This window comes from Paenibacillus guangzhouensis (assembly GCF_009363075.1).
Taxonomy (GTDB): Bacteria; Bacillota; Bacilli; order Paenibacillales; family Paenibacillaceae; genus Paenibacillus_K; species Paenibacillus_K guangzhouensis.
Genome location: NZ_CP045293.1, coordinates 5,082,932 through 5,109,148, shown reverse-complemented (window position 1 = coordinate 5,109,148; position 26,217 = coordinate 5,082,932). Strand labels below are relative to the sequence as shown.

The following is a 26,217-nucleotide window of genomic DNA, read 5'->3' as shown; positions in this document are numbered from 1 at the left end:
AGATTAGGAGGTACATATGGTTGAGATCATTGCTTGGGTGGTCAGCAGTATTTTATTGATAATAAGTGTGCTGCACTTCTTTTGGGCGTTTGGAGGCAAAGCGGGCAGTCGCGCCGTGATCCCTACAAATGGTGCGGAAAAGCTCTTTCAGCCCTCGCCGATGGGCACGATTGTGGTTGCTCTTCTGCTCGCTCTAGCGGCATGGATTGCACTGGAGTGGGGCGACGCGGTTACGCCTCGATTGTTCTCTGAAACGCTCCTCACGGTCGGAGGTTGGGTCGTTGCGGCCGTGTTCGTCATCCGCGGCATCGGGGATTTCAAATGGGTGGGGATGTTCAAACGCAAGAAGGGCACAGCATTCGCGAAATGGGACAGCGTGCTGTTTTCTCCACTATGTCTGTTATTAGGGATCTGTTATATTTTGATCGGTACGATACGCTAGGTTTTGTAATCATGCCCCCTCGCTAAGAGGGGGGGTTTTGTGTCTCTTACTTACCCTAAATCTTCGATCGTGATGCCATATAATGCATGAAGCTTCGCACGGCCTTCCTCTGTTAATCGAACGGCCCTTGAACCGCTATCCATTCGGACGATCCACTTCAATTCGAACAAATGCTTTGTAATGACAGCGCCTAGGAATCCGCCAATATGATGTACTCTTTCGCTCCAATCAAGGCAGCGTTTGGCAAAGCTGCGTCGATTTACTTTCATGGTCGTGAGATCAAGTCCGATCGACTGGAAATGCTCATCCCCTTGCTCCGTGATATCGAATTCCGTCTCCGAACGAATGGCAACATAGCCTTTGGCGATGAGTGCTTGTGTTAATGCGACCCCTAGCTTGCCGGCCAGATGGTCGTAACAGGTCCGTGCATGGCGAACCTTCTCCATCTCCTGCGACTGGCGCAAGGAACGTATTTGTACGGGCGGGGACATGGCCGAGATCATCTCCATCAACTCAGCCACTTCTTGGCTTGCTAGCCGGTAATAACGATGTCTGCCGTGTTGTTCGACAGCGATTAGATTTCCTTTCATAAGTTTGGAGAGATGGGAACTTGCCGTTTGTGGTGTGACTCTAGCGATATAAGCGAGCTCGCCTGCGGGCAGCGCATGCCCTCCCATAAGTGCATCTAGCATTGCTGCGCGGGTAGGGTCACCAATGAGGGACGTGATCATGGTTATTTTCGGATATGCATTCATATTTCGATGATAGTTTAAATGTGCAGGGTTTACAATAGCTCTCGAGAGCAATGCTAGGAGGGCACAGCAAATGAATGCAAAAGAACTAATACTTCTTGATTTGAAAGAAACACGCCGTCGATTTTTAATGGCAGCATACGGGATACCGAATGCTTATTTGACTTGGCAGCCAGATGTCGACGCATTAAGCATTGGACAGATGATTCGCCATGTGCTGTTACATGATTATTCGTGGTATATGATTTTGACGGAACAGCGATTGCCTTCCGAGGAGGAAAGGGCTCCGTTGTGGGAGCTTCCATTCACCTCGGTACAAGACGAGGTTGATCGATCAATGGTATATCACGATCAGTTTATTGCATATGTTGAATCCTTGAATGTAGGAGATTTTGAGAGCAAGCTAATTCAGTGGCCGCACCGCCCGATTGCGCGATATCTTGGAGACACGTTGGAACGTAAATCGTATCACGATGCGGTGCATACCGGGCAATTGCTGCAATATATGCGGATGCTTCAGCTGGAGCGGCCGGATATTTGGGACTGATCTAATAAGAAAGTGCTTGAACTCGGCCGGGTTGTGGTCGGGTTTTTTATTTTGCCTAAATTCATTTACTAGTGCTTGACAAAGGTAGATCCTTCCTACATAATGATATATGAACATATGCTCATATATACAATAAACAATTTATTCAAATCGTATTCATATTTTGTTGGGTTGAAGGGGGATCATAACGTATGCATAATCATTCACATTCACATGGACACAGTCATAGTCACGATCATCATCACGGTCACGGCCATAGTCATGATTATGGACGGGAAGGCAATAAGAAAGGTCTGATCATTGCGCTCTCGATTACGGCGGGGATCATGCTGCTCGAGTTCTTCGGCGGTTTGATGACGAACAGTTTGGCGCTCCTATCTGATTCTGGGCACATGTTAAGCGATACGAGTTCGTTAATCCTGAGCCTGGTCGCGATCTGGTTCGCGACACGCCCAGCTTCACCGAACAAGACCTATGGCTATTATCGATTTGAGATTCTAGCCGCGCTATTTAACGGGGTGACGTTATTTGCGATAGCGGGTTTTATTACATGGGAAGCCATTCAGCGGTTCAATAACCCGCCTGAGGTGGCCAGCGGCTCGATGATGCTCATTGCCGCTGTCGGTCTGCTCGCTAACCTTATTAGCGCCTGGGCGTTAATGCGGAAGGGCGATGTGAAGAATAACGTGAACCTGCGCAGTGCTTATCTCCACGTCATCGGGGATGCCCTCGGTTCGGTCGGCGCCATCCTTGCAGGGATCGTGATGTGGGTCTTCGGTTGGTACATCGCCGATCCGATCATTTCTGTCGTTGTCGCTATTCTGATCTTGCGCAGTGCATGGGGTGTCATTAAGCATACGGTGCATATTCTTATGGAAGGCGCGCCAATTACCGTGGATCAAGATAAGGTGAAGGAAGAACTGGAGCGCATTGTCGGTGTGATTAATGTTCATGATCTCCATATCTGGACCATTACATCGAATCTCGATTCCTTGACCTGCCACATGCTCATTGAGGACGATCAGGACAGTCAGCGTATCCTGCAAGACGCGATTCATCTCATTGAAGAGAAATTCAAAATTCAACACACGACGATCCAGATCGAGACCTCACGAGTTCATCATGGCGAGATGCAGGTCTAAACGTCGTTGCATGCCGAGTCACATGAGACATCCGTCTGATGTGACTTTTTTTTCTGGCATTGAGCGGGAGACTTGGACATTCAGCACCATGAAAATCAATTGTAATCAGGCTGCCCATTCTGCGATATACTAGATGTATATTGCTAGATGCTAGATTTCAAGAGTGAAGAGGAGTCGATGGAAGATGAGCAAGCAGTCCGCGTTAGCAGATGCATTTCGGCAGACGGTCTACAAGGTTCCGGGTCATGGGGATCTCGTCGTACAGAATTTACGTTCCGTATTGGAACAGATCGATGGCGATCTGGAGAGCGATCGCTACGGCTCCGGGAAGATCATTGAAGATTTTCAAGATAAGATGGCCGCCTACTTGGGCAAAGAGAAGGCCGTCTTCCTCCCGAGCGGTACGATGGCGCAGCAGATTGCCCTGCGGATTTGGTGCGATCAGCGTGGCGTGGCCAAGGTCGCTTATCACCCGCTAGCTCATTTGGAGATCCATGAACAGGATGCTCTCCGGGAGCTTCATCATATCGAACCCGTGCTGCTCGCAGACAAAGACAGCTTGATCCGTCTGAAAGATGTCGAGAATATGCCTGAAGACGTCTCCTGTCTACTGCTTGAACTGCCGCAACGGGAGATTGGCGGTCAATTGCCGTCATACGAAGAGCTTGAAGCGATTTCGCAATATTGCCGGGAGCGGGGCATTAAGCTGCATATGGATGGCGCGCGTCTATTCGAGATTACGCCATATTATGGCCGATCTGCCGCGGAGATTAGTTCGCTCTTCGATAGCGTGTATGTCTCTTTCTACAAAGGAATTGGCGGGATTGCGGGTGCGATTCTAGCGGGTGACGCAGATTTCGTGGAGACCTCGAAAATATGGAAACGAAGACATGGCGGAGACTTGATCAGCCTGTATCCGTACATTCTCACGGCCGATTATTATTTCCAGCAGCGCGTGGATAAGATGCAGCAGTACCATGAAGATGCCAAATCATTAGCGGGGCTCTATAACGACTGCCATCGGATAACGACAAGACCGGTAGAGCCGGTGTCGAACATGTTTCATGTTCATATTGATGTGCCGAAGGAGCAGCTCGAGCCGTTATTGATTCAATGTTACGCAGAGACAGGTATCGGGCTTACGAGTTATCTCGTAGAAGCAGGGGAATCGTCATGCGCTTATGAGGTGAGTGTTGGTGACCGATACGCCTTATTGCCGAAGGAACGGTTGACGGGAGCGTTGCAGTGGCTGGATCAGAAATTGAAGGAATCCTAAGTTAAAAGGTTAAGAAGAAGGACACCGAGCAGGTGTCTTTTTTGCAAAATATAAGTGTTTATAAGCTTCGCGGATAAACTGTTCTTATATTTCTCGAAGATACGCTTATCGTCCGAAAAAGGACGACGAAGTCGTTTTTTCTTGTATCCATTTAAATACATTATTCGACATTTTCTTCTTCTCACGATAGATCATTCATGATATTCTTCTACTAATACCATACTAAATATGAGTTGGAGGCGTTCTATGCTTGACTACTTCAAGGATTTTATTCTGAACATCTTCATCATATTTACCCCGCTCGTCATGTATCCCTATATTTACAAAATGAAAGAAAGAAACCTACTGTACAGTTTCCTGATCTATATCCTCTTTGCGATCGCCATTGTCGCGACGATGTCATTTCCTGTGGTGCTGAATGAGATTATTTATGATTTTCGATCGATTCCGCTTGCCGTAGGCTCGCTATATGGCGGATTGTCGGTCTCAGGTCTATTGTATCTGACGATTGTGGCCTATCGATTTTTGAACGAAAGTCCACATCATTGGATTTATATCTTGTCGTTGATGCTTACTTTCGTGTTAGTCGTTCTGTCACTTCGCATCTTTGATAATATGAAAACGCTTTACAAAATCTTAATCGCTGTCTGCTTAAGTGTCCTGATCAAATTCCTTACGTTAACCGTGTATTTCATAGGGACTGGACAGTTCGAGCTTCTGTTCATCAAGCCATGGACGATTACGCAGACCTATATTGTACAAGCTGTTCTGGTGGGATTCTATGTGTACCTGATCGAGTTCCTGAACAGGTATTTCTATATGCAGGAAGAGGTTATTAAGAGCGAGAAGATGAAGATCATTAGTGATATGGCGGCTTCCGTAGCGCATGAAATTCGGAATCCGCTGACGGCGGTGAGGGGATTCATTCATTTATTCGGCTCAGAAAACGTGGATCGCGAGAAAAAGGCGATGTACCAGCAGATTTGTTTTGAGGAATTGGACCGCACAGAGCATATTATTACAGATTACCTTGCTTTGGCGCAGCCTGATCCTGAGATTACAGAAGAACTGCATGTTCAAGACGAGCTTATGTATTTATCGAATGTACTAACGACGTATGGGAACTATAATCAGATCAAAATTCATGTCATATTTGCGCAAGAGAGACCTTTTTATATTACTGGGGACCGGCATAAGTTCCGACAGGCATTGCTTAACATTGGCAAACATGCAATCGAGGCGATGCAAGAAGGCGGCGTACTGACGCTGCATGTGGGACTGTGGAATGATTATGCGAAGATCAGTATGCGGGATACAGGACAGGGGATGACCGCAGAGCAGATTCGAAGACTCGGAACGCCGTACTATTGTACGAAGGAGAAGGGAACAGGGCTAGAGATGACCGTTGCCTTTAGCATGATTAAGAAGATGAATGGAAAAATTGATATTCGCAGTAAAATGGGCAAAGGGACGGAGTTCATCTTGTTGTTCCCGATTACTTGAGATACATCGTGTCGTGGGATGAGGTGACTTTTGTAACCCTGATCTGATTACATATCTCACTGGCTCTGATCCTTCAAATTCGAGATACTAAGACTATCAAATCTTGAATTCGTGAAGGAGTGGGTTTTAATGAGTCCAATCAATTCCATGTTTATATCGATGATCATATTTTTCTTTATTTTCCGCGGCCTGCAGCGGGGGATGAAATCGCCAATCGCTAAGTCGGGGCTTCCGTTAGTTCTGCCAATTCTCTATATCAGTACATCGATGCTGCAGCTGCTCGACCCGAACTTGCATATTCAGAGTGAACAACTGCTGCTGGCAGCACTGGCTGGGATGGTTTTATCAATTCCGCTGATTCTGACGACGAACTTCGAAGTGCGTGAAGCAGGGAATACTTTTATCAAATGCAACAGAGTAATGTTCGTCCTGCTCATTACGATATTCGCACTCCGGTTCATCGCGATCGCTACCGTGAAGGGGATAGATCCAGGTGCGTTAAGCTTCCTGCTCAACTTCATGACCTTCAGCTATATTGTCTGCTGGAGAGTGGTCTGCTTCATTAAATTCCATAACGTGAGATCGAAATCGATCGTTGCTTAATTGCGGGAAGGGTGCCAAGTGGGCGCCCTTTTCTACGTCTACAGACAGGAAGAAGATCGTTCTCCGGTCGGGGATGAATTCTAGACTGTAGGATATTTTTGGAAAAATAACCATGCGATACACTAATCCCATCAAGTAAAACGGTGTGAGGAGTGTAGTGTAGGATGCAAAAAACAAAGTTTTTTGAAGGCGAAAAAGGGTTGGTATACACGGGATTGCTGGGTTTTCTGCTCGCGATCATCTGTGGGGGATGGACGCTGTTATTCGGAGGCGAGGTGGCACCACATGGGGATGTCTCCAAAGCCTTCTCCTTCAACGCTGCGATCGGCATATTCTTAATCTCAACTGCGGCGTTGATTCCATTCTCAGGGATGCCGCGCGGAGGAAGGGCCACCTTCCGCTGGGCTTACATTCTGCTGGCGCTTTATTCTTATGGTGCAGAGACGATTCAGAACTTCCGCGGCGTAAATCCCAGATTCGAGCTGGACGGCTCGGCTTTTGACCGGATAGTGGGGTTCGGGTTTGCGATTGTAGCGCTGTTGCTCGTATTATTCTACTTGTTTTTTGCCGTATTTTATTTCCGGTCCAGCGTATTGAAGCAGCGGCCTGTGCTTGTGCTGAGTATTCGTTATGCCATGATTGCGGTACTCATTTCATTCGCTGCAGGCATCTGGATTTCTATGAATAACGGTCGATTTGTCGGTGGTAGCGGGAATATTATCTGGCTTCATGGGCTAGGATTCCATGCGCTTCAAGCGTTACCGCTCGTAGCATGGCTTGCAGAGCAGACGCAGTGGAAGGCTTCTGCACGAAGCGGGTTAATTCATATGACAGGCATGGCCTACATTCTCGGGTTGATTGCGCTTGGCTGGCAGACATTCCTCGGACATTCCATTCTTGAATGGTCGCTGTTCCCTATTTTGGCGGGAGGCTGTTTCCTGATCTCTTTGGCTGCAGGGGCGTTTGTACTGAGTGATGCAGCGAAGGCGATCCATGTGAACAAGAAGACAGTGGTCCGTACATTGAAATGAGAAAATGATTGAAATTTCTCCCATTGTCCCTCACACTGCATAGTAGATGAATGTGATCAGTCAATGAATGGATGATGGGGGAGAGCTATCAGGTATGGATAGGAAATGGGTGCATTACGTTGGGCTGGCGCTCGTAGCGGCCATTTGGGGAGCAAATTTCGGCGTATCCAGGCAGGCGATGGAGACGTTCGATCCGATTCTGTTCACGTTTCTTCGGTTCGGGCTGGCTGTGCCATTCTTCTTCCTGCTGCTGAAGGTGACGGAAGGAAGTATCGGCATTCCCGTGAAAGTGGCCATGCAGCTTGCGGTTATTGGTCTTCTCGGGGTAACGGGACTTGAGATTGCGGTCATGTATTCGATCAAATATACGACGCTGGCGAACGCTTCCCTCTTGAATGTGGCGCCTTGGCCGATCTGCGCCGCGTTGTTCGGACCGCTATTTATGAAGGAGCGAATTTCTTCGCGTCTCGTGACCGGCGGCATCGCGGCGATTTTTGGTGTGTGTTTCATCATTCTGGGAGGGGGCGAAGGGTTAGATCTGTCTTCCAGCCACATGATTGGCAACGGCCTGGCGCTTGGGGTGAGTATCTTCGGTGCACTCTATAATCTAGCCTGCATGCCGATCATGAAGCAGTATTCCGCACTCCGGGTGAGCACATGGATGATTCTGTTCGGCGCGATCGGCATGCTCCCGTTCACGTTCGGTTCTTGGGGCAAGGTGGACTGGAGCGCCTTGTCAGCGACACACTATACCGCGATTGGGTATAACGTGCTGATCTGCACGGTCATCGCCTTCGTCGTATGGAATGCGAGTATGTTCAAGGTCGGTGCGGCTCGCGCGAATTTCTTCCGTTATGTAGTACCGGCGTCAGCCGTCACGGCTGGATATCTCTTCTTCGGCGAATCGTTCTCAGGTTGGCAGTTGGCCGGCGCTGTATGCATGGCCACAGGACTGGTCTGGATTAGTCTGGAACGCAAGGAACCCGCGGCACCTAACCTTACTTCTTGAAGTAAGGTTTTTTTATTTTTCTTCGCACTGTACCTTGATGTACTCGTCGGGCGTCTTGCCGATAATGGCGCGAAAATCCTTAATGAAATGGGATTGGTCATAATACCCCAGCTCCACAGACAACTCGGACCAGTCCACACGAGGCTGATGTTCGATCGTCTCGGCGGCATTTTGCAGACGGTAGAGCTGGATCACCCATTTGGGGCTGACGCCGACATATTGGTCGAAGAGACGCTGCAGCGTTCTTTTATTTAGATGGAACCGTTCGCAAATTTCGTCCACCTTTGTGATCTCGCGATCTTCCTGTACGCGGTCGATGATTGCATTAATTAATGTAATTTGGTCGTCCCACCGCGGGAGCTTTGGCCGAATGAACTGCTCTGCGAGTTGGACCATGTCGGACTCCTGGGCTTGCGCAAGTAGCTCGTGCTCTAATTGATGAATATCCACATCGAATACGTCTTGAACGCGCATCGGTTGATTCGCAAGCGTGGAGATGGGCTGCTTGATGAAAGGGTAGAACCCTCCCGGCTTGAACTTAGCCCCGAATACGCAGCCTTTCCCCTCTAAGTAGTGCGCGTATTTCTGCTTCGCAGCACCGAAGATCGCACTTCGATTGGGTTCGATGACGAGATTGACACAGGGGTTCGGCACGACTTCCTGCAGGTAGGGAGCTTGTTCGGTTAGATCCCAGGTGACGATCCAGAAATGCTTGATGAATGCGGCAATTTCACTGGAGGGTTCATGCCTAGACAGTTGAAATTTATGTGCGCCGCGGGATAAATTCAATACGCCCATACTGGGCTTGATCATTTCAGGTTTCATAACATACCGCTCCTTTTCTGCGCATCCATATGCGATGCATCATAATGTCGCGTTTTTACAATACTTGGGCATCGTTGGGATTTATAATCATATTAGCACAGTTGTGCGTTTGGAAGGTATTGCTGAGACTGAAGGAGGAGCCTTGAGTATGAGAGAAATCCCTTTGAAGTACGAATTTTATATCAAAGCAACCCCGGAGCAGGTATGGAATGCCCTATTTGTCCCGGAGAATACGCGTAAATTATTTTTCGGATGTGTGCTCGAGTCTACGTTCGAAATTGGCAGCCGTTATGCCTATATTGGGCCAGGGGCGGAAGGGGATGAGACGGTTCACGTATACGGTGAAGTCCTTACTTATGAGCCTTATAAGACGTTCAGCTGCACAGAACATGCAGGTCCATCCTACCGTGACAATCATGCGGAGTTAGAGTCGAGAATGACGTTCAACTTGGAGACGGTCGGTCAATGTACGAAGTTCACGTTGATCAACGACGAGTGGACAGAGGGACATCCGTCCTACGATAGCACGCAGAATTCATGGTGGATGATATTGAGCAATTTGAAGACGCTCTGCGAGACAGGCGAGACGATGGATTTCGGCTGGTAATCAGTGATAATTGGACAAGCTAGCCTTCGGCGATCATGAAAAAAGAACCTGTGAGGAACCCTTCGATATCGAAGGATTCCTGCAGGTTCTTCTTGTTTTATTTTTCTGAGACAATTACGTCTTGATTGCACCTCGGCACCAATCTTCGACACGCCATACGTGCGTCACCCAATCTTTGTAGAACTCCGGTTCATGGGATACGAGCAGGATTGTGCCCGGATAAGCCTTTAACGCCTCGCGAAAAGCATCCTTCGACCGTACATCCAGATGGTTCGTCGGCTCATCGAGCACAAGCACATTGCTCTCTGTGAGCATCAGCTCGCAGAGGCGTACCTTAGCTTGCTCGCCGCCGCTCAAATGGCGCAGCGGTTGCCGGATATGCTTCTCCGTTAGGCCCGGCATCGCGAGCATCTTGCGAATCTGCTGCTGCGTCAGGTCCGTCCGGAAGGCTAATAGCCGTTCTAGCGGCGTCTGGTCGGAAGCGATGTTCTCCTGTGCGAAATAGGCGGCTTTTACGTTATCCCCGATCTGCAGCGTGCCATTCATTAGCGGCATCAATCCGAGCAAGGTGCGCAGCATTGTCGATTTTCCGATGCCGTTGTGCCCGATGATCGCGATTTTGTCCCCGCGTTTCACTTCCAGATTGACGGGCGCGATGAGCGGTGTCGAGTAGCCGATTTGTATCCCTTTGGCTGTAATGACGTGGGTGACGGGATTCTGGCGTACCTCGAAGCTGAATCGCGGCTGAGGCCCGTTTGTTGGTTTGTCGATACGGTCGATTCGCGCGAGCGCCTTCTCCCGGCTTTTTGCCTGCTTGGCTTTACGGATGCGATTTTTATTGATGAACCCTTCCAGTCTTGTGATCTCTTGCTGCTGCCGATCATAGGTCTGCTGCAATTGCAGTCGGCTTAGTTCATGGCTTTTCAGAAAATGGTTGTAATTGCCCGGATAGCGTCGCAAGGTCTGATGTTCGAGATGATAGATGATCGTCGTGATCTCATTCAGGAAATGTTCATCGTGGGACACGACGATAAAAGCATGCTCATAGCTCTTCAAATATCCTGTCAGCCATGCGATATGCGCGTCGTCCAGATAGTTCGTCGGCTCGTCGAGGAGCAGTACATCCGGCTCTTCGAGCAGCAGCTTGCCGAGCAGGAGCTTCGTCCGTTGGCCGCCGCTAAGCTTGCTGACGTCGCGTTCCAGGCCGAGGTCTAGGATGCCAAGGCCAGCAGCGACCTCTTCCACGCGGCCTTGAAGCTGGTAGAAATCCGACGATTCAAGCTGATGCTGCATCTCGCCATATTGCCTTAGTAGGGCATCGAGCTGATCGCCTGCTTCGGCCATGGACTCGGCGAGTTCGATCATACGCCGCTCGATCGCATACAAATGCGCGAATGCGCTCTGCAGATAGGCTGCGATTGTCATACCGGGCTGCAGGTGGATGTGCTGCTGCAGATAGCCGACCTTGACCTGCGGCATCCAATCGATGCGGCCAGCATCCGGCAAGATCTCGCCTGCGAGCAGACGGAGCAGGGTGGACTTCCCGGCGCCATTACCACCGACGAGACCGACATGCTCTCCGCGCAGCAGGCGGAAGCTGATCTCCCGAAAATTCAATTTATCTCCGTACATATGGGTAACTTCTTCAATACTTAATAAACTCATGGTTGTTCTCTCCTCTTCAATTGAGCTGATGCGGCTGAATCGAGAGAACAGCAGAGTAGGCCCTCTTCTGTTGTGGTATGAACGAAATTATCGTTGTTTTTTCTTGATGATATATACAAAAAAGACAAGGTGAATACACCTTGCCTACGATTATATCGGTTTCGTTTCGTAAGAAAGGGATTGGCTTTTTATCTACTGTTCTTCGATTCGCTTAACGGTAAAAATGGGCAGACTTCTCCCGTGTTAAGGTAAATCTCTTCTAAGAACAGTCGACAAAATTTCCATATCCTTTCCACCTCATGCAATTCATTTTAGTTGTTACTTCTATAGTATATGCAATTTCATTTGGATGAGTCAACCAACAAGAACACCGTTAGTTTAAAATAACTTTAGATTCAATAATTTCAAAATCAATTGACTTTGCGCCTGATCGTGACATATATTAGTCAATGTAAATAGTTCCTTTATCCTACTTAAGACCTACATATGTCCATCTGCAACTACAAGAATTTTATATTTCGGCACACTAATCGAAAGGTTAGGTCGCAAAGCTTCGGAGTCTACGGGTCTTTGACTTATGATCGTCCGGCTGCAGTTAACAGACGTTATTGCAGTCGGACTTTTTGCGTTTCCAAGGAGCTGAGATTATAAATTCATAGGAGGTAGACATGAGACGAGGATTTAGACTTGTAGTCACGTGGTTATTCATCGTGTCCGTATTGACAGGATTCATTCCCGGCACGATACCGGCGAGTTCTGCAGCGGGTTCGAACGATCTCGTATGGCCGAATCCTGGTGCGGTTAATCTGACCAAGAAAGCGGAGCCGACAGGAACCCCAGGGGAATGGAAAGTGACCCTGACGGTAGAAGGGAAGAACATCAAGAGCAGTTCGGACGTGGTGTTGGTCATTGACCGGTCCGGTAGTATGAAAGGTACGCGGATGACCAAAGCGATTGAATCAGCGAAGAGTTTCGTCGATCGATTGCTTGTCAAAGATTCGGCGACAAGAATTGCTGCTGTATCTTTTTCGGGAGACGTAACCAATGTATCGGATTTTAAGGGTGTTGGCGAAAAGGAAGCACTAAAGACTGCAATCGGGAATATTAAGGCTGATGGTGGTACAAATATTCAAGCAGGGATTCATAGTGCAAGTGAACTTCTGAAGAAAAGTACCGCAGAAAATAAAGTCATTGTTCTTTTGAGCGATGGAGAACCAACATACAGCTATAAGGCTTCTAAAGTAGTAGACTATGCATCGCCTGTGGGTAATTCTTTTACTAAAGCACTTCAAGAGTTTAATTATGGGAAAATCATTGGATATGGAAATGATTATTACCTGAATGATTATGAATATTCGATAGGTTCAGGAAAAAATAAATATTGGGTTGATAATAATGGTATTGGCACAGTATCAGAGGCTAAATTAGCACATGATCAAAAATTTGACATTTATTCTATCGGACTAGAAGTAGGGAACAATAGCAATGCGACAAACGTACTGAGATACAGTCAGAATCGCGGTTACTACGCATCTAGCAGCTCTGAATTAGAAAAAGTATTCACGGAATTATCCAGTAAAATTTCTTATGCAGCACAAAAAGCGATTGTAACTGACCCAATGGGCGCGATGTTCGATAAGACCAAAGGACCTGATGTTTCGCAAGGGACAACGAAGTGGGACGCAACTAGCGAGACAATTACTTGGGAAATCGGCAACATTGTCGAAGGCACGCCAGCAACCATGACATACACAGTGAAGTTGGATGCAAGCAAGAATCCGGATCCGAATACATTGTATCCAACCAATGGCAAGACAACGATGAGTTATGATGATGTTAATGGCAAACCAACATCCAAAGATTTCGAAGTACCGAAAGTAAGCTTTGGTAAAGGTTCGATCTTGGTCAAAGGTTATCTCGTCAACGCGGATGGCGCTCCGATTAACGAAGATGGCGTTGCGGTTGAAAGGCCAGATCTTGCAGCGCAATTATATAGCGAACCGTTTAAACAAAACGGCAGTGACGCGCTGGATATTAATAAGAAGTATTCTGTTCCAGCTAAGGATATGGGAGATTATGTTCTGAAAAAGGGCAATAGCCCGCAGGATGTAACACTAACTTATAGCGAGCCTAACCCAATCGTTTGGTTCGGATATGCGAAGGCTCCATATAACTTCAAAGTAGAATACAAAGCCGGAGATGTTGAGCTCGACAAAGCCTTAGAAGAGAAAAAACTACAAGATGAGTCTATAGATGTAAAAGGCAAAGCGTTTGATGGCTATAAGCTGAAGAACGTGACGCTCAGCGCGGATAGCGGATTGACGGTAACGGGCGATCAAGTGACAGGCTCAATGCCGAAGAAAGACGTTACTGTAACATTTAACTACGAGGCTGCTGAGCAGAGTGTAACGGTATTCTATGTTGAACAAGGAACGAACAAGGAACTTGGTACATCCGTGGAAGAGGGTATTACAGGACAAAAAGTTACGCTGAATGCGAAACCAATCCCAGGGTACACGGCTGAGAAATCAAGTGACACTTATACCTTTACAGCTGCGAAAGACCAAAAATATACCTTCTATTACACAGCTGATAAGCAGTCTGTAACAGTGAAATATGTAGATAAGGACACAAAAGAAGAGTTAAAGGATGCTGTCGTAAAAGAAGGAGCTACAGGCAAGACAATTACGCTTCAGGCAGACCCAATTGCAGGGTATACTGCTGATAAGGCAACGGTTGATTATACATTTAGTGCAGAAGCGAAACAAGAAACAGTTATCTACTATACAGCTAAAAAGCAATCGGTAACGGTTAGATACGTGGATAAGGAAACGAAAAAAGATCTGGTTAATTCCGTTGTAAAAGACGGAAAAACAGGGCAATCGATTGCATTGCAAGCCAAGCAAATCGCAGGTTATACCGCTGAACAAGAAATCATCGATTATAAATTTAATGCAGATGTTAAGCAAGAAGTGATTTTCTACTACTCTGCGGGGAACCAAACGGCGATTGTGAAATATCTTGAAAAAGGTACGAATAAAGAGTTAGTAGAGTCTATTAAAATCGCTGGCGTAACAGGCAAGACTGTTGAGTTGAAGCCAGCTTCAATCGAGGGATATACACCTGAAGAGGCGAAGTTTGACTTTACTTTTACAGCGAATGCAGATCAAGGCCATGTCTTCTATTACACAGCCAATGAGCAAACCGTGAAAGTGAAGTATGTGGAGAGAGGCACTAACAAAGTGCTTCATGCACCAGTTGATAAAAAAGGCGTGACAGGCGAGAAAATCAAGCTAACAGCTGAAACCGTCCCTGGATATACACCAGAGGAAAAAGAGATCAGCTATACTTATACAGCGGAACCAGGACAGGAGCAAATCTTCTACTATACAGCGGATGAACAGACTGTAATGGTGAAGTACCTTGAAAAAGGTACGGATAAACCGCTTCAAGAGGCAACAAAAGTAGATGGCGTAACAGGTAAGACGACAACGATAAAAGCGTTAGAAATCCCTGGTTACACGGCAGAACAAGGAACGATTGAATACACGTTTACTGCGAATGCCAAGCAAGAAGTAACTTTCTATTACACAGCAGCTAAACAAACTGTAAAAGTGAAATACCTTGAAAAAGGTACGGATAAACCGCTTCAAGAGGCAACAAAAGTAGATGGCGTAACAGGTAAGACGACAACGATAACAGCGTTGGCAATCCCTGGTTACACGGCAGAACAAGGAACGATTGAATACACGTTTACTGCGAATGCCAAGCAAGAAGTGACTTTCTATTACACAGCAGCTAAACAAACCGTAAAAGTGAAATACCTTGAAAAGGGTACGGATAAACCGCTTCAAGAGGCAACAAAAGTAGATGGCGTAACAGGTAAGACGACGACGATAACGGCGTTAGCAATCCCTGGTTACACAGCAGAGCAAGGAACAATTGAATACACGTTTACTGCGAGTGCCGACCAAGAAGTAGTTTTCTACTATACAGCAGATAAGCAAAGCGTAACAGTGAAGTACCTCGAGAAAGGCACGAATAAATCGCTTCAAGAATCAACAAGTGCAAATGGTGTGGCAGGGCAAACAGTAACGTTGACGGCTTTGGAAGTCCCTGGTTACACGGCAGAGCAAGGAACGATTGAATACACATTCAATACGAATGAAACGCAAGAAGCAGTGTTCTACTACACAGCTAATAAACAAACCGTAATCGTGAAGTACCTAGAAAAAGGTACAAATAAACAGCTTCAAGAAGCAACAAGTGCAGATGGTGTGGCAGGCCAAACAGCAACGATAACAGCGTTGGAAATCCCTGGTTACACGGCAGAGCAAGGAACGATTGAATACACATTCAATACGAATGAAACGCAAGAAGCAGTGTTCTACTACACAGCTAATAAACAAACCGTAAAAGTAAAGTACCTTGAAAAAGGTACGGATAAACCACTTCAAGAAGCAACAAATGTAGACGGTGTAACAGGTAAGACGACAACGATAACAGCGTTAGCAATCCCTGGTTACACAGTAGAGCAAGGAACGATCGAGTACACATTCACTGCGGATGCAGCGCAAGAAGCGATCTTCTACTACACGAAAGATGCTGTTGTTCCAAAGCGCACTCTTCTCGTGAAATATCTTGAGCAAGGAACAGAAAATGTTCTGGCTTCAGAAAAGCTATTAGAAGATATTGCTGATGGCGAAATGATTAAATCAGTGTTTGTAGAAGGATTCACGGCTGTTATTGAAGAGTGGAAGTACGAGATCGCGAACGGCAATCAGCAGACACACACATTCTTCTACACCAAGAATGATGTACCTGCTGAGAAACGTACGGTTACCGTGAACTATGTTGACCGTGAGACAGATCTTCCTCTGCAAGATCCAACAACCCATGAAGGAGAAGTAGGCAAGAACCTTCACTTGGTTGCTAAGACAATCTCGGTATCGGATGCCGTCTATTTGCCAGAGAATTTCGAGTTTGAATACCCAGTAACAGCAGAAGAATTACAACAATACACATTCTACTACAACAAAGGAAACGTGGAAGATCTCCAAAAAGTAACGGTTCACCATGTGTACGTGGATGGAGATAAGAAAGTTGAATTGAACGTAGAGGTTAAAGAAGGTAAGACAGGTACAACCATCACGATTAAGCCAGAACCGATCACAAAAGATGGTATTACGTATAAACCAGAACAACCAGAATACACTTACACCTTCACAGACAAACCAGACCAGACGTTGGAAATTCGCTACGTTAAAGTTAATACACCGGTCGAGAAAGACCACAACGTTACTGTGAAGTATCTAGAAAAGGGCACGAACAAAGAATTGGCAACAGCAAGCAGTGTAACTGGGAAAGCGGGCGTTACCGTTAAGCTTAACGCTGCACCAGTAGTAGGCTACACGGCGGAAAAGGCACAGCAGGATTACACGTTTACGGATCAAGAAGGTCAAACGCTCACATTCTTCTACACGAAGAACACGACGACACCTCCTGTAGATCCAACAGGCCCATCGACGCCATCGACGACAACACCGTTGCCGCCTGTTCCATTGCCACCGGTACCACCATTGCCTCCAGTTCCACCGCAATTGGAAAAGGATAAGCATTTCAACTACATCAACGGCTATCCAGATGGCATGATTAAGCCTGAGAACCTGATCAGCCGTGAAGAGGTTGCGGCGATCTTCTATCGTCTGATGGATGATGAGTCACGCAATGAGTACATGAAGCAGATCAGCTCTTACAAAGATGTTGAGCAGAAGCGTTGGTCGAGCAAGCATATCGCAACGATGGAGAATGCTGGCATCATTACAGGTTACCAAGACGGTTCGTTCAAGCCAAGTCAACAGATTACGAGAGCAGAATTCGCAGCGATTGCATCCCGTTTCGACAAATTGGATGAGAAGAAAAACGAAATGTTCACGGATATCAAAGGACATTGGGCTGAGAAATACATTGTCTCTGCAGCGAACAAAGGCTGGATCAAAGGCTATGATGACAACACGTTCAAACCGAACCAATACATCACACGCGCAGAAGCAATGGCATTTATCAACAGCGTCTTGAACCGTAAAGTGAAGGTCAAAGGCATCCATGAAGATGCGAAAATGTGGCCAGATAATTCGGTGAACAAATGGTATTACACCGATGTCATCGAAGCGACGAACTACCATGGTTACACAAGGAATGAGGATGACACCGAGACTTGGAACGAAATCAAGCCGAAGCACGTGTATCCTGAATAAGAAGTTCGAGTTATAACACAAAAGCTCCTCTCTGATGATCAGAGGGGAGCTTTTCTATCTTATTGATTAAATAGCTTGTCCATAAAATCGTATGTAAGCGGAGCGTCCTTCTTCAGCTCTTCACGTGTTGTATCATTGTAGAGGTACAAGCTTGCGCTTTCTGCGAAATACTCGGCAGGGTAAGCCGATACATAACCGTCATGGTAGTTGTTCGCTGCTTCTTTATTGAAGACGTCCTTGAAGTCTTGCGAGTCGCTTACGTTGTTAAATACGAATCGGTCTACCGCGTGCAACGTCTCATGGATTTCAAGGTTGTACGAGTTGTGACCATGGCCTTTTTTACTGTAGCCAATGCGGACCACGACGACTTTCTCGCTGACGCCGGGTACGTCATCCCATGTAAGTCCTGTGCCTTCCCAGCCTCTTGGCGTTACGCCTTTGAGGTAATTGAGTTCAGGCTCCTTGGTAATGATATCGTTGGTTAATTTTACTTTAACGCCTTTATCCGCGAGGGTTTTTAAGATCGGAGCAGGAATTTTCTCTAGGCGCTCCATCATCGCATTTGCTTCTTTTGCATTATAATCGCCTGTTGGCAGCACGACCAATTGATCAGGCAGTGTGCCTTGTGCGTGAATTGTATGAGTAGGGAGTAGTACAATAACCATTAGCACCATTAACGTCATAAGCACGAGTTTAGTTTGTTTCATCACGAACACTCCTTGGCAAGCAGAACGTCCTCGTCCGAGTGCGTTAGCTTAGAATTGGTAACTGGCTGGCATGGCGAGTGTTCCTCGCGTTAGCCCCTATAGCTTTGCGTCGCCATCTCTCGATGGGTTTGCCTTTGTCAATACGGAGTTGACATATGAAATTGTTGTACGTAAAAAACCCTTCTTACCGAAATAAGAAGGGTTCACAACGCGAATAACGTTGTACTTCTATGTCGGTAACTGGCTGGCATGGCGAGTGTTCCTCGCGTTAGCCCCTATAGCTTTGCGTCGCCATCTCTCGATGGGTTTGCCTTTGTCAATACGGAGTTGACATATGAAATTGTTGTACGTAAAAAACCCTTCTTACCGAAATAAGAAGGGTTCACAACGCGAATAACGTTGTACTTCTATGTCGGTAACTGGCTGGCATGGCGAGTGTTCCTCGCGTTAGCCCCTATAGCTTTGCGTCACCATCTTTCGACGGCTTTGCCTTTATCATTTTAATAGGAAATAAGTTCTATGAATCTATCACTATAGTAGTCTTGTTCTATCAAATAGTCAATAAGAAAATTCTCAAAATTTGGTGAAAATAAGGGTTTCGACAGGCGAAATGGAAGGTGTTAGGAAGAAAAAGTCGGATTTCGCAAAAAAGCGCTATCACCAGTGGGAACATGCGAGAATTTTACTAGTCTAATAGAACTAGAACGAAGGAAAGAACCATGCACGATTTCGGCCCAGAATACGTACAATAACCTAGGACGGTGTCATCATAAACGAGTCTGGAGGAGAAGCCGTGATACTTATTTCGGGGAAACCTTTACAAGAAGCCAGTAGTTTGCCGCTGACGCGGATGGAGCGAAGTATTGTAAAGGCGAAGGAGAACAGCCCGGTAACTTATAATTACCCTTCGAGGGAAGCGTTAGTCTATGAAATGCAAATGAGGAGTAAAATCGTGGAGGCAGCCAATGCCTTGAACGCAAGCTACGCTAGGTTTTCGCCTTTTCGGGAATCGTTCGCTAACCCACGATATTGGACACGAACACCGAATGGTGGATTCCGGTTAAAAGGAAATGTTCAGCCCGCAGATGGGATTCGAGATATATTCGAGCATGGTGAATACTATGGGTTTGAATGCTCAACAGCGATCATGATTCTATTCTATAAAGCAGTACTGGAAATGATCGGAGACGACGAGTTTAATAAGTATTTCCAAAATCTATATCTCCGAGACTGGCATGCCAGCAACTATCTACCGCTCGTCGTCACGGAGGATAAGAACGAAGCGTATCTCGGGGATGGGGTATATTTCGAGAACCCGGATTTTGATCCGAAAGGACCGGAGTGGCGAGGTGAGAATGCGATCGCCATGGGTCCGAATCTATATTTTGGTCATGGAATTGGGCTCAAGTCGTCGGAAGAAATTCTGGCGGCCTTGAATGAGAAGCGGAAGCCGTTCAGCACAAGAGAGGCCTTCCAGGCAGATTTAGTCGTGCATCCGGACTTTGAGTCCATACGCAATTTATCCTCGAATGGTTATGCAGCCCAGGCGTTCTCACAGCAAGCGTGGAACCCGTTCGTCGCCCAGATCGGATCGCAGACGATGTATTATTATTAATCACACGCAAATATATGATTGGCCAGACCTCCATGCCTGCATTTCGGGTGATGGGGGTGTTTTTTTGAACCGGAACCGGTGTGTCACCTACCTTGTTCCGGGAGACGTTATGGATAGATATCATGCGGGGTTAGGATTATCCGGTGCTTGTGGTATAATGAGGCTTACTACAATAGCCATGCGGAGGCCGACGATATATGCTTAGTTTTGAAGAAAAGCTTGCGATTGCCGATTCATTCCCTGAATTGGAACGCAAAAATGTATCCATGAAACGTGTAAATTATCATTTCGAGGAAAGTATGTTTGATAAAAAGACCGTCGTTTATCACTTGCACCCGAACGGCAATGGGTTCGTCTATGCCGGGTATCTAACCGGTTATGACGTGGATGATCGCGGGCTGGTGAACATTCGCGATATGTCTGCGGAAGAAATTCGCACGCTCATTGAGGCATCGATTCGTTCCTTGACGTGGAAAGGGGTGCGCCGTGCAGCTGGGAATACCGAGGCATCGGATGCGCCAGCTCCGACTACCAATGAGAAAGCGAATGAAGAGCGTTGGACGAACGCGAAGAGCCAGGTGCTGGAATTGAAATTTGAAGACGAGGATCAGATGTGGTATATTTTCGCAGGCAAAGATCTCGATACGGTATTCGAATCGTACGAGGAAGCTGTGGAATATCTGATCGAAGAAGGATTTGCTCGCGCAGCGAAATAAGGAGCGATGAACAACATGGATGTGACACCGCAGACTGTTGCCAAATGGATGGTCGATGAAATTGAGTTCAAGGGGACATTGCATCAAACCGATGCTATTGCATACGTACGGACGCATTTTGGCGAGCAATTTGTTTTTGTGAATGAGAACGGAAATGCTTCACTGGAGAAAGAAGTAAAGAAGGCGTTTCGCAAGCTGCATAAGGGCAGGGTCGCGTGGGATCGCGATGGTTTCTTCTGGGCTTGGACGTAAAGATGAAAGGCTTCCTCCGATTCAGTATCGGAGGAAGCCTTTTTATTGCATTAGATTACGCTGATGGGCTATCGGGATCGATTCCCTTGGTCTCGCGTCCCCAGAACAAGACGACGAGCGCCCCGAGGAGAATTGCAACGAAGAAGATGGTGAAGATCGTCGTCATCGCTGTCTCTCGAGCGACGAGCATGCCGACCAGATAAGGGCCGATCACGCCGCCGATGCGCCCAAAGGAAGCAGCAAGTCCAACGCCCGTGGAGCGTACCTCTGTCGGATAGAGCTCAGGCGTATAAGCATACATCCCGCCCCATGCGCCGAGATTGAAGAAGGATAGGCAAATTCCTGCTGCAATCAGCATGCCTTCGGAAGAGGCCATCCCGAACCAAATCGCACTTACAGCCGTTAGGACCAGATACGTTACGAGTACGAATTTTCGGCCGATTTTCTCGATGAAATACGCAGCCGTGAAATACCCTGGCAATTGTGCAAGCGTAATGATCAGCACGTATTGGAAGCTCTTAACGAGATCATAACCTTTCATCACCATGACCGTCGGGAGCCAGAGGAACATGCCGTAGTAGGAGAAGACGACGGTAAACCATAGAATCCACAGGGTAATCGTAGAACGGCGATACTTCGCCGACCAGACGGACGCGACACGCTGACGGAACGGCAGTGGCTTCTGCTGTACTGCCGCCGTGTAACGGGGCGAATCTTGAATCGCCCGGCGAAGGTAAAGGGCATAGAAGGCAGGCAATGCACTGATCACGAAGGCAATGCGCCAGCCGTAATCCGGAATGACGAAGTAAGCGATCAATGCCGATAAGATCCAGCCAAAGGCCCAGAAGCTCTCGAGGAGCACAACGGCCCGGCCTCGTTCCTTCGGTGGTACAGATTCGGATACAAGTGTCGAAGCAACGGGGAGTTCCCCGCCAAGGCCGAATCCTGCGATGAATCGCAAAATACATAGTGCGACGAAGCTGGATACGAGTGCTGATAATCCGCTGGCCGCGGAGAAAATCAATAGCGTCCAGATGAGGATCGACCTGCGGCCGTATCGATCTGCCAAAGTTCCAGCTACCGCTGCGCCGGCAGCCATCCCGATCGAGTTGATGGCCGCGACAAGGCCGATCTGCTGCGCGCCAAGGTGCCAGTCAACGGCAATCGCAGCAATGATGAAGGACACCATGCCAACATCCATGGCATCGAATAACCAGCTCAGGCCTGCGCTGAATAATAATTTACGCGTAGAGGGCTCGCGTAAGGCTGCTAATCTGTTCATGTACTATGCTCCATTTCATCACATTCTGCATTCTCTATACATGAATATTACCAAAAGCACCCTCAAGGATCCAAGGCTTTACGCAAAAGAAATTATGAATCGGAGAACTTAAACGGTTGCTGGGGTTAAACGTTTCGTCTGTCTTTCTTGATCTAATAGAAGCATCATTTGGGTTTGAATGTGCCGACTATCTGAAGTTGCGAAGGCAGTGTGAGCTAAGTTGCGGATTTCTAAAGGGTCTACGCTTAAGTTATATAATTCGAACTCCTCGGGGACGGGAGTGCTGCTGCTCGCTGAGTTCGGGTCGAAATATCGAGCGTATTTCCATAGCATTTTCGTCGTATTCCCATCTGCACTCTTCGTATCCAGCCAAGTGATGACGGTCTCGATATGATTGGGCTGAACAACGGAAGGATAGGGTCTGCCCAAGGCGCTGACCTGATGCTGTCCAAGCATGACATCGTCATCCGTCATGAAGAAGACGGGATGGTTCGGCGGCACAGAATGCCCTAATAGATAGGAGCTCAGATCACGGCCGACGAAGGGATGAACTTCCGTAAATGTTCGCTTCAGGCGCGCTTGGATCTCAGGGACATTCGCTTGCGCTAATCCTAGCATGGTAGGGAGCAGGTCGAGATGGCTGGTTAATGCGTCAAGCTGCTTCGAGTTTGGGAAGAGCTTCTTGTTATAAATGACGAAGGGGACGTGAAGTATCTCTTCATAAGCTGCGTACCACTTCTGGTGTAGATAGCCGTGCGAGCCGAGCAGGTCGCCATGATCTGATGTGAATATCACAATCGTATTGTCGTAGAACGAAGAGCGTGCTAATGCTTCATACACGTTCTGCATCTGCTCATCGGCATTTTTCTGCAATTGATAATAGAGCCTGTAATAGAAGGGTGGGTTAAGAATAGGCTGCAATGCTTGAGGATAGATGGTGCGATAGCTGGCCTGGCAGCGGGGTTTCGTATGCAAGGACTCGAGCACGGTCGGTGGGGGTTCCACCATCGGTACGCCGTCATCCACTTCGAAGTTGAATGCAGGAATATGTTCCGTGAGGGAGCCATACAGCACGATGTCGTGCGGATTGACGAAGGAGGCGACGATGAGCCAAGGTGGACGATCCTCCGCAGGATAAGATTGTTGATCCAACGCTTCAATGAGCCTGGCGGCTTCGGATCCATAGACGACATCTCGTCCGCTGACCCCGCCTGCAGCTGAAGATCCAGAATTCCGCGGGTTGCGCCCATGCGGCTCAGGTCCGATCCAATCGGAGAAACCGTAGCTCTCGAGGCGTCCTGCTTGCGCATAAAGGGACTCCATCTGTGGAACAGGGACGCCGTTGTTAGGGTCATAGCTGGGAACATCCTGGTGCGTCCCCGGGACGACGATATCCTCATACGAAATATGCCATTTCCCTTTGTAATACGTCTGATAGCCGGCTTCACGCATGTAATTGCCCATTGTCGGGACTGTATTGGTGTTCAGCCAGAACATATCCGAGTCGAAGGCGCTCTTGGCAATCCCGTTCGTCTGGGAGACGCCATGCATCGAAGGATAGTGGCCGGTGAACATGGTCGCTCGGCTGGGGCAACATGCCGCACTCCCGATATAATGGCGGAGCAGTTCGACGCCATTCTCGCGCAGATATGTCTGCGTCACGAGATTGTTCTTGCTCCAGTTTCGCAGGGCCGCGCTCTCATACACGGGAGGGTAACGCTGCTCATCAACGATAAAAACTAAGAAATTAGGCCGCTTCTGCATCATCTCGTTCATTCAGCTCCTTTGGATTAAGACTATTTTTCGAAGCGATATTCAATGACGCTAAGATCTGGAAAGTATTCGTTGCTATTATGTGCCAGAAGTGGTAAGATGGAACTGTATTGATATTTGACCTGAATTCACATATTGCAGAGGGTTATGATGGAAGGCGTGGATAACCTTGTGTAATATGTGAATTTTTATTTATTAAAAATCGGAGGTCAGGCCATATTAAGGGAGTGGCTCGAGAACTAACTCCTGTGACCGATGGTTCAGGGCAATTATAAGCTTGATAATCCTGGATAGAAAGAGGGATGGACATGTACAATTCACGGAAAAAGCCAATGGATGAGATTCCTGAGGAAGTAACAGCTATTTGGTCGTGCACCAATGAGAAATGCAATGGTTGGATGAGAGATAATTTTGCTTTTTCAACAGAGCCGACATGCCCCCAATGTCAATCCGTTATGGAGAAGGGCGAGAGAAAGCTAGCCGTATTGGTGAATACAAGCCCGCTGCAATCCAAACAATAAGACGATAACGTAATGAAATAGAGCCGACCGATGGGTCGGCTTTTTTGTATGCGAAAGGGACAATGCCATGTGTACGATCGTCAGATCAGCGCAGGTTTGTCCCTTTCCTTATCGTTATTATTTATAATTATTATAATTTAGTATTGATTTTAATTATCAACTATCATACAATGGGGTTATGATTCTTGATTGGTTCTGACTACTATCATATTACATAAAGGGAGGCGTTTTTATGACCAAATTAACAACGAATCAAGGTGTTCCGATCGGTAATAATCAGAGCTCTAGGACAGCGGGGCAGCATGGGCCGACGTTGCTCGAAGATTATCAGCTGCTCGAGAAGTTGGCGCATTTCGACCGTGAACGGGTACCTGAGCGGGTCGTGCATGCACGTGGTGCCGGGGCGCATGGCGTATTCACAGTGACGAACAGTATGAGGCGTTACACCAAAGCGGCATTTCTGCAACAGGAAGGTCAAGAAACACCTGTATTCGTTCGTTTCTCTACGGTCATTCATGGACAGCACTCCCCAGAGACACTCCGCGACCCGCGCGGGTTCGCGATCAAATTCTATACCGAAGAAGGGAACTACGACTTCGTCGGCAACAACTTGCCAATCTTCTTCATTCGCGATGCGATGAAATTCCCAGATATGGTGCATTCCTTGAAGCCAGACCCACGGAACAATCTGCAGACGCCGGACCGGTATTGGGACTTCATGTCGCTGAGTCCAGAATCGACGAATATGCTCGTGCATCTCTTTACGGATGAAGGTATTCCAGCGAGTTACCGTCATATGCGCGGTTCAAGCGTCCATGCGTTCAAGTGGATCAATGCATACGGCAATATGGTCTATACGAAGCTGCGCTGGGTGCCGAAGCAAGGCGTTAAGAACTTGTCGGCGGAAGAAGCGGCTGAAATTCAGAGCAAGGACTTCAATCATGCGAGCCGCGACCTCTACGAAGCGATTGAGCGGCAGGAATTCCCGGAATGGGATTTATACGTGCAAGTGCTAGATCCTGCGGACCTGGATAACTTTGATTTTAATCCGCTTGATCCGACGAAGGATTGGTTCGAGGAAGATATACCGTACCAGCTTGTGGGCACAATGACACTCAATAAGAACCCGGAGAATGTGTTCGCGGAGACGGAGCAAGTCGGATTCAATCCTGGCGTTGTCGTTCCTGGTATTGAGCCTTCGGAAGATAAGCTGCTGCAAGGTCGGTTATTCTCTTATTCCGATACGCAGCGTTACCGGATCGGTACGAATTATTTGCAATTGCCGATCAACTGCCCGTTCGCGCAGGTGAATAATAACCAGCGGGATGGCGCGATGGCGCATGGTCAGCAGAAGGATCATATTAATTATGAACCGAACCGCTATCAACATACGCCAAAAGAAGATCCAGCATACAATGATGTGCCATACCCGGTTCATGGCGAGGCGCTGCGGAAGACGATTGAGAAGACGAATAATTTCGGTCAGGCTGGCCAAGTATGGAATCGTTATTCGGCTGCGGAACAGGATGCCCTCGTGAAGAACTTAACGGCTGACCTCTCCTCGGTTGCGGATCAGACGAAGCTGCTTGCGATCTGTAACTTCTATCGTGCTGATGCGGAGCTTGGGAAGCGACTGGCCGAAGGGCTTAAAGTGGATCTGGCACCGTATCTCCAACACATGCAATCATAACG

Annotated in this window: 21 protein-coding genes and 4 riboswitches; of the genes, 15 read left to right on the top strand and 6 right to left on the bottom strand. The window is 47.5% G+C overall.

From position 1 onward, the window contains the following. Nucleotides 1–16 precede the first annotated feature (16 nt). Nucleotides 17–442, top strand: coding sequence for a DUF3995 domain-containing protein (locus tag GCU39_RS22970; protein WP_152395612.1), 426 nt, complete (start codon nucleotides 17–19; stop codon nucleotides 440–442). A 50-nt stretch (nucleotides 443–492) separates the two neighbouring features. Here the strand turns inward: GCU39_RS22970 and GCU39_RS22965 are convergent, their stop codons facing one another. Further along, nucleotides 493–1,197 (bottom strand): ArsR/SmtB family transcription factor, encoded by a 705-nt coding sequence (locus tag GCU39_RS22965; protein ID WP_152395611.1) that lies wholly within the window; start codon nucleotides 1,195–1,197, stop codon nucleotides 493–495. A gap of 70 nt (nucleotides 1,198–1,267) precedes the next feature. Here GCU39_RS22965 and GCU39_RS22960 point away from each other — a divergent pair, with 70 nt between their 5' ends. The 7 genes from GCU39_RS22960 to GCU39_RS22930 all read left to right on the top strand — a co-directional run bounded on the left by GCU39_RS22960 (nucleotide 1,268) and on the right by GCU39_RS22930 (nucleotide 8,305). Further along, nucleotides 1,268–1,741, top strand: a complete 474-nt coding sequence (locus tag GCU39_RS22960; protein WP_152395610.1) for a DinB family protein — start codon at nucleotides 1,268–1,270, stop codon at nucleotides 1,739–1,741. A gap of 191 nt (nucleotides 1,742–1,932) precedes the next feature. Next, nucleotides 1,933–2,883, top strand: coding sequence for a cation diffusion facilitator family transporter (locus tag GCU39_RS22955; protein ID WP_152395609.1), 951 nt, complete (start codon nucleotides 1,933–1,935; stop codon nucleotides 2,881–2,883). Nucleotides 2,884–3,067: 184 nt separating this feature from the next. After that, nucleotides 3,068–4,159: a threonine aldolase family protein gene (locus GCU39_RS22950; RefSeq protein WP_152395608.1), complete on the top strand. Its 1,092-nt coding sequence runs from the start codon at nucleotides 3,068–3,070 to the stop codon at nucleotides 4,157–4,159. Nucleotides 4,160–4,405: 246 nt separating this feature from the next. After that, a complete protein-coding gene (locus tag GCU39_RS22945; protein ID WP_193726592.1) occupies nucleotides 4,406–5,662 on the top strand; it encodes an ATP-binding protein in 1,257 nt (418 codons plus the stop codon). Nucleotides 5,663–5,791: 129 nt separating this feature from the next. Further along, nucleotides 5,792–6,265, top strand: a complete 474-nt coding sequence (locus GCU39_RS22940; RefSeq protein WP_152395606.1) for a CcdC protein domain-containing protein — start codon at nucleotides 5,792–5,794, stop codon at nucleotides 6,263–6,265. Between the two features lie 164 nt (nucleotides 6,266–6,429). Beyond that, nucleotides 6,430–7,296 carry a hypothetical protein gene (locus GCU39_RS22935; protein WP_152395605.1) on the top strand — a complete coding sequence of 289 codons (867 nt, stop codon included), beginning with the start codon at nucleotides 6,430–6,432 and terminating at the stop codon, nucleotides 7,294–7,296. A 94-nt stretch (nucleotides 7,297–7,390) separates the two neighbouring features. Next, nucleotides 7,391–8,305, top strand: a complete 915-nt coding sequence (locus GCU39_RS22930) for a DMT family transporter (RefSeq protein ID WP_227793303.1) — start codon at nucleotides 7,391–7,393, stop codon at nucleotides 8,303–8,305. A 12-nt stretch (nucleotides 8,306–8,317) separates the two neighbouring features. Here GCU39_RS22930 and GCU39_RS22925 read toward each other — a convergent pair whose 3' ends face one another. Next, nucleotides 8,318–9,130 (bottom strand): helix-turn-helix domain-containing protein, encoded by an 813-nt coding sequence (locus tag GCU39_RS22925; protein WP_152395603.1) that lies wholly within the window; start codon nucleotides 9,128–9,130, stop codon nucleotides 8,318–8,320. A gap of 148 nt (nucleotides 9,131–9,278) precedes the next feature. On the opposite strand from GCU39_RS22925, the gene GCU39_RS22920 reads away from it, so the two are divergent. Next, complete coding sequence (locus GCU39_RS22920; RefSeq protein ID WP_152395602.1) at nucleotides 9,279–9,737, top strand: SRPBCC family protein; 459 nt, start codon at nucleotides 9,279–9,281, stop codon at nucleotides 9,735–9,737. 114 nt (nucleotides 9,738–9,851) lie between these two features. Here the strand turns inward: GCU39_RS22920 and GCU39_RS22915 are convergent, their stop codons facing one another. Beyond that, on the bottom strand, nucleotides 9,852–11,402 hold the full coding sequence (locus GCU39_RS22915) for an ABC-F family ATP-binding cassette domain-containing protein (RefSeq protein ID WP_152395601.1): 1,551 nt from the start codon (nucleotides 11,400–11,402) through the stop codon (nucleotides 9,852–9,854). 510 nt (nucleotides 11,403–11,912) lie between these two features. Continuing rightward, nucleotides 11,913–11,999, top strand: a riboswitch (cyclic di-GMP riboswitch). Between the two features lie 71 nt (nucleotides 12,000–12,070). Here GCU39_RS22915 and GCU39_RS22910 point away from each other — a divergent pair. After that, entirely contained in the window at nucleotides 12,071–17,659 is a 5,589-nt protein-coding gene (locus GCU39_RS22910) for a MucBP domain-containing protein (RefSeq protein WP_152395600.1), read from the top strand. Between the two features lie 59 nt (nucleotides 17,660–17,718). Here GCU39_RS22910 and GCU39_RS22905 read toward each other — a convergent pair whose 3' ends face one another. Then, the gene (locus GCU39_RS22905) at nucleotides 17,719–18,366 is read right to left on the bottom strand and encodes an anthrax toxin lethal factor-related metalloendopeptidase (RefSeq protein WP_152395599.1); all 648 of its coding nucleotides are present in this window, start codon (nucleotides 18,364–18,366) and stop codon (nucleotides 17,719–17,721) included. Between the two features lie 53 nt (nucleotides 18,367–18,419). After that, nucleotides 18,420–18,509, bottom strand: a riboswitch (cyclic di-GMP riboswitch). Nucleotides 18,510–18,598: 89 nt separating this feature from the next. Beyond that, nucleotides 18,599–18,688, bottom strand: a riboswitch (cyclic di-GMP riboswitch). 89 nt (nucleotides 18,689–18,777) lie between these two features. Further along, nucleotides 18,778–18,867: riboswitch (cyclic di-GMP riboswitch) on the bottom strand. Nucleotides 18,868–19,159: 292 nt separating this feature from the next. Here GCU39_RS22905 and GCU39_RS22900 point away from each other — a divergent pair. The 3 genes from GCU39_RS22900 to GCU39_RS22890 all read left to right on the top strand — a co-directional run bounded on the left by GCU39_RS22900 (nucleotide 19,160) and on the right by GCU39_RS22890 (nucleotide 20,949). Beyond that, complete coding sequence (locus GCU39_RS22900) at nucleotides 19,160–19,981, top strand: protein-glutamine gamma-glutamyltransferase (RefSeq protein WP_152395598.1); 822 nt, start codon at nucleotides 19,160–19,162, stop codon at nucleotides 19,979–19,981. Nucleotides 19,982–20,178: 197 nt separating this feature from the next. Continuing rightward, the gene (locus GCU39_RS22895) at nucleotides 20,179–20,697 is read left to right on the top strand and encodes a hypothetical protein (RefSeq protein ID WP_152395597.1); all 519 of its coding nucleotides are present in this window, start codon (nucleotides 20,179–20,181) and stop codon (nucleotides 20,695–20,697) included. A gap of 15 nt (nucleotides 20,698–20,712) precedes the next feature. Then, nucleotides 20,713–20,949 (top strand): DUF6953 family protein, encoded by a 237-nt coding sequence (locus GCU39_RS22890; protein ID WP_152395596.1) that lies wholly within the window; start codon nucleotides 20,713–20,715, stop codon nucleotides 20,947–20,949. Between the two features lie 55 nt (nucleotides 20,950–21,004). Here the strand turns inward: GCU39_RS22890 and GCU39_RS22885 are convergent, their stop codons facing one another. Together GCU39_RS22885 and GCU39_RS22880 are read right to left on the bottom strand one after the other, a co-directional pair. Further along, nucleotides 21,005–22,231, bottom strand: a complete 1,227-nt coding sequence (locus tag GCU39_RS22885) for an MFS transporter (protein WP_152395595.1) — start codon at nucleotides 22,229–22,231, stop codon at nucleotides 21,005–21,007. Between the two features lie 108 nt (nucleotides 22,232–22,339). Further along, on the bottom strand, nucleotides 22,340–24,007 hold the full coding sequence (locus GCU39_RS22880) for a sulfatase-like hydrolase/transferase (RefSeq protein ID WP_227793302.1): 1,668 nt from the start codon (nucleotides 24,005–24,007) through the stop codon (nucleotides 22,340–22,342). 305 nt (nucleotides 24,008–24,312) lie between these two features. Between GCU39_RS22880 and GCU39_RS22875 the strand changes: the two genes are divergently transcribed. Together GCU39_RS22875 and GCU39_RS22870 are read left to right on the top strand one after the other, a co-directional pair. Beyond that, nucleotides 24,313–24,525, top strand: coding sequence for a cold-shock protein (locus GCU39_RS22875; RefSeq protein ID WP_152395594.1), 213 nt, complete (start codon nucleotides 24,313–24,315; stop codon nucleotides 24,523–24,525). 232 nt (nucleotides 24,526–24,757) lie between these two features. Beyond that, complete coding sequence (locus GCU39_RS22870) at nucleotides 24,758–26,215, top strand: catalase (protein WP_152395593.1); 1,458 nt, start codon at nucleotides 24,758–24,760, stop codon at nucleotides 26,213–26,215. Nucleotides 26,216–26,217 lie beyond the last annotated feature (2 nt).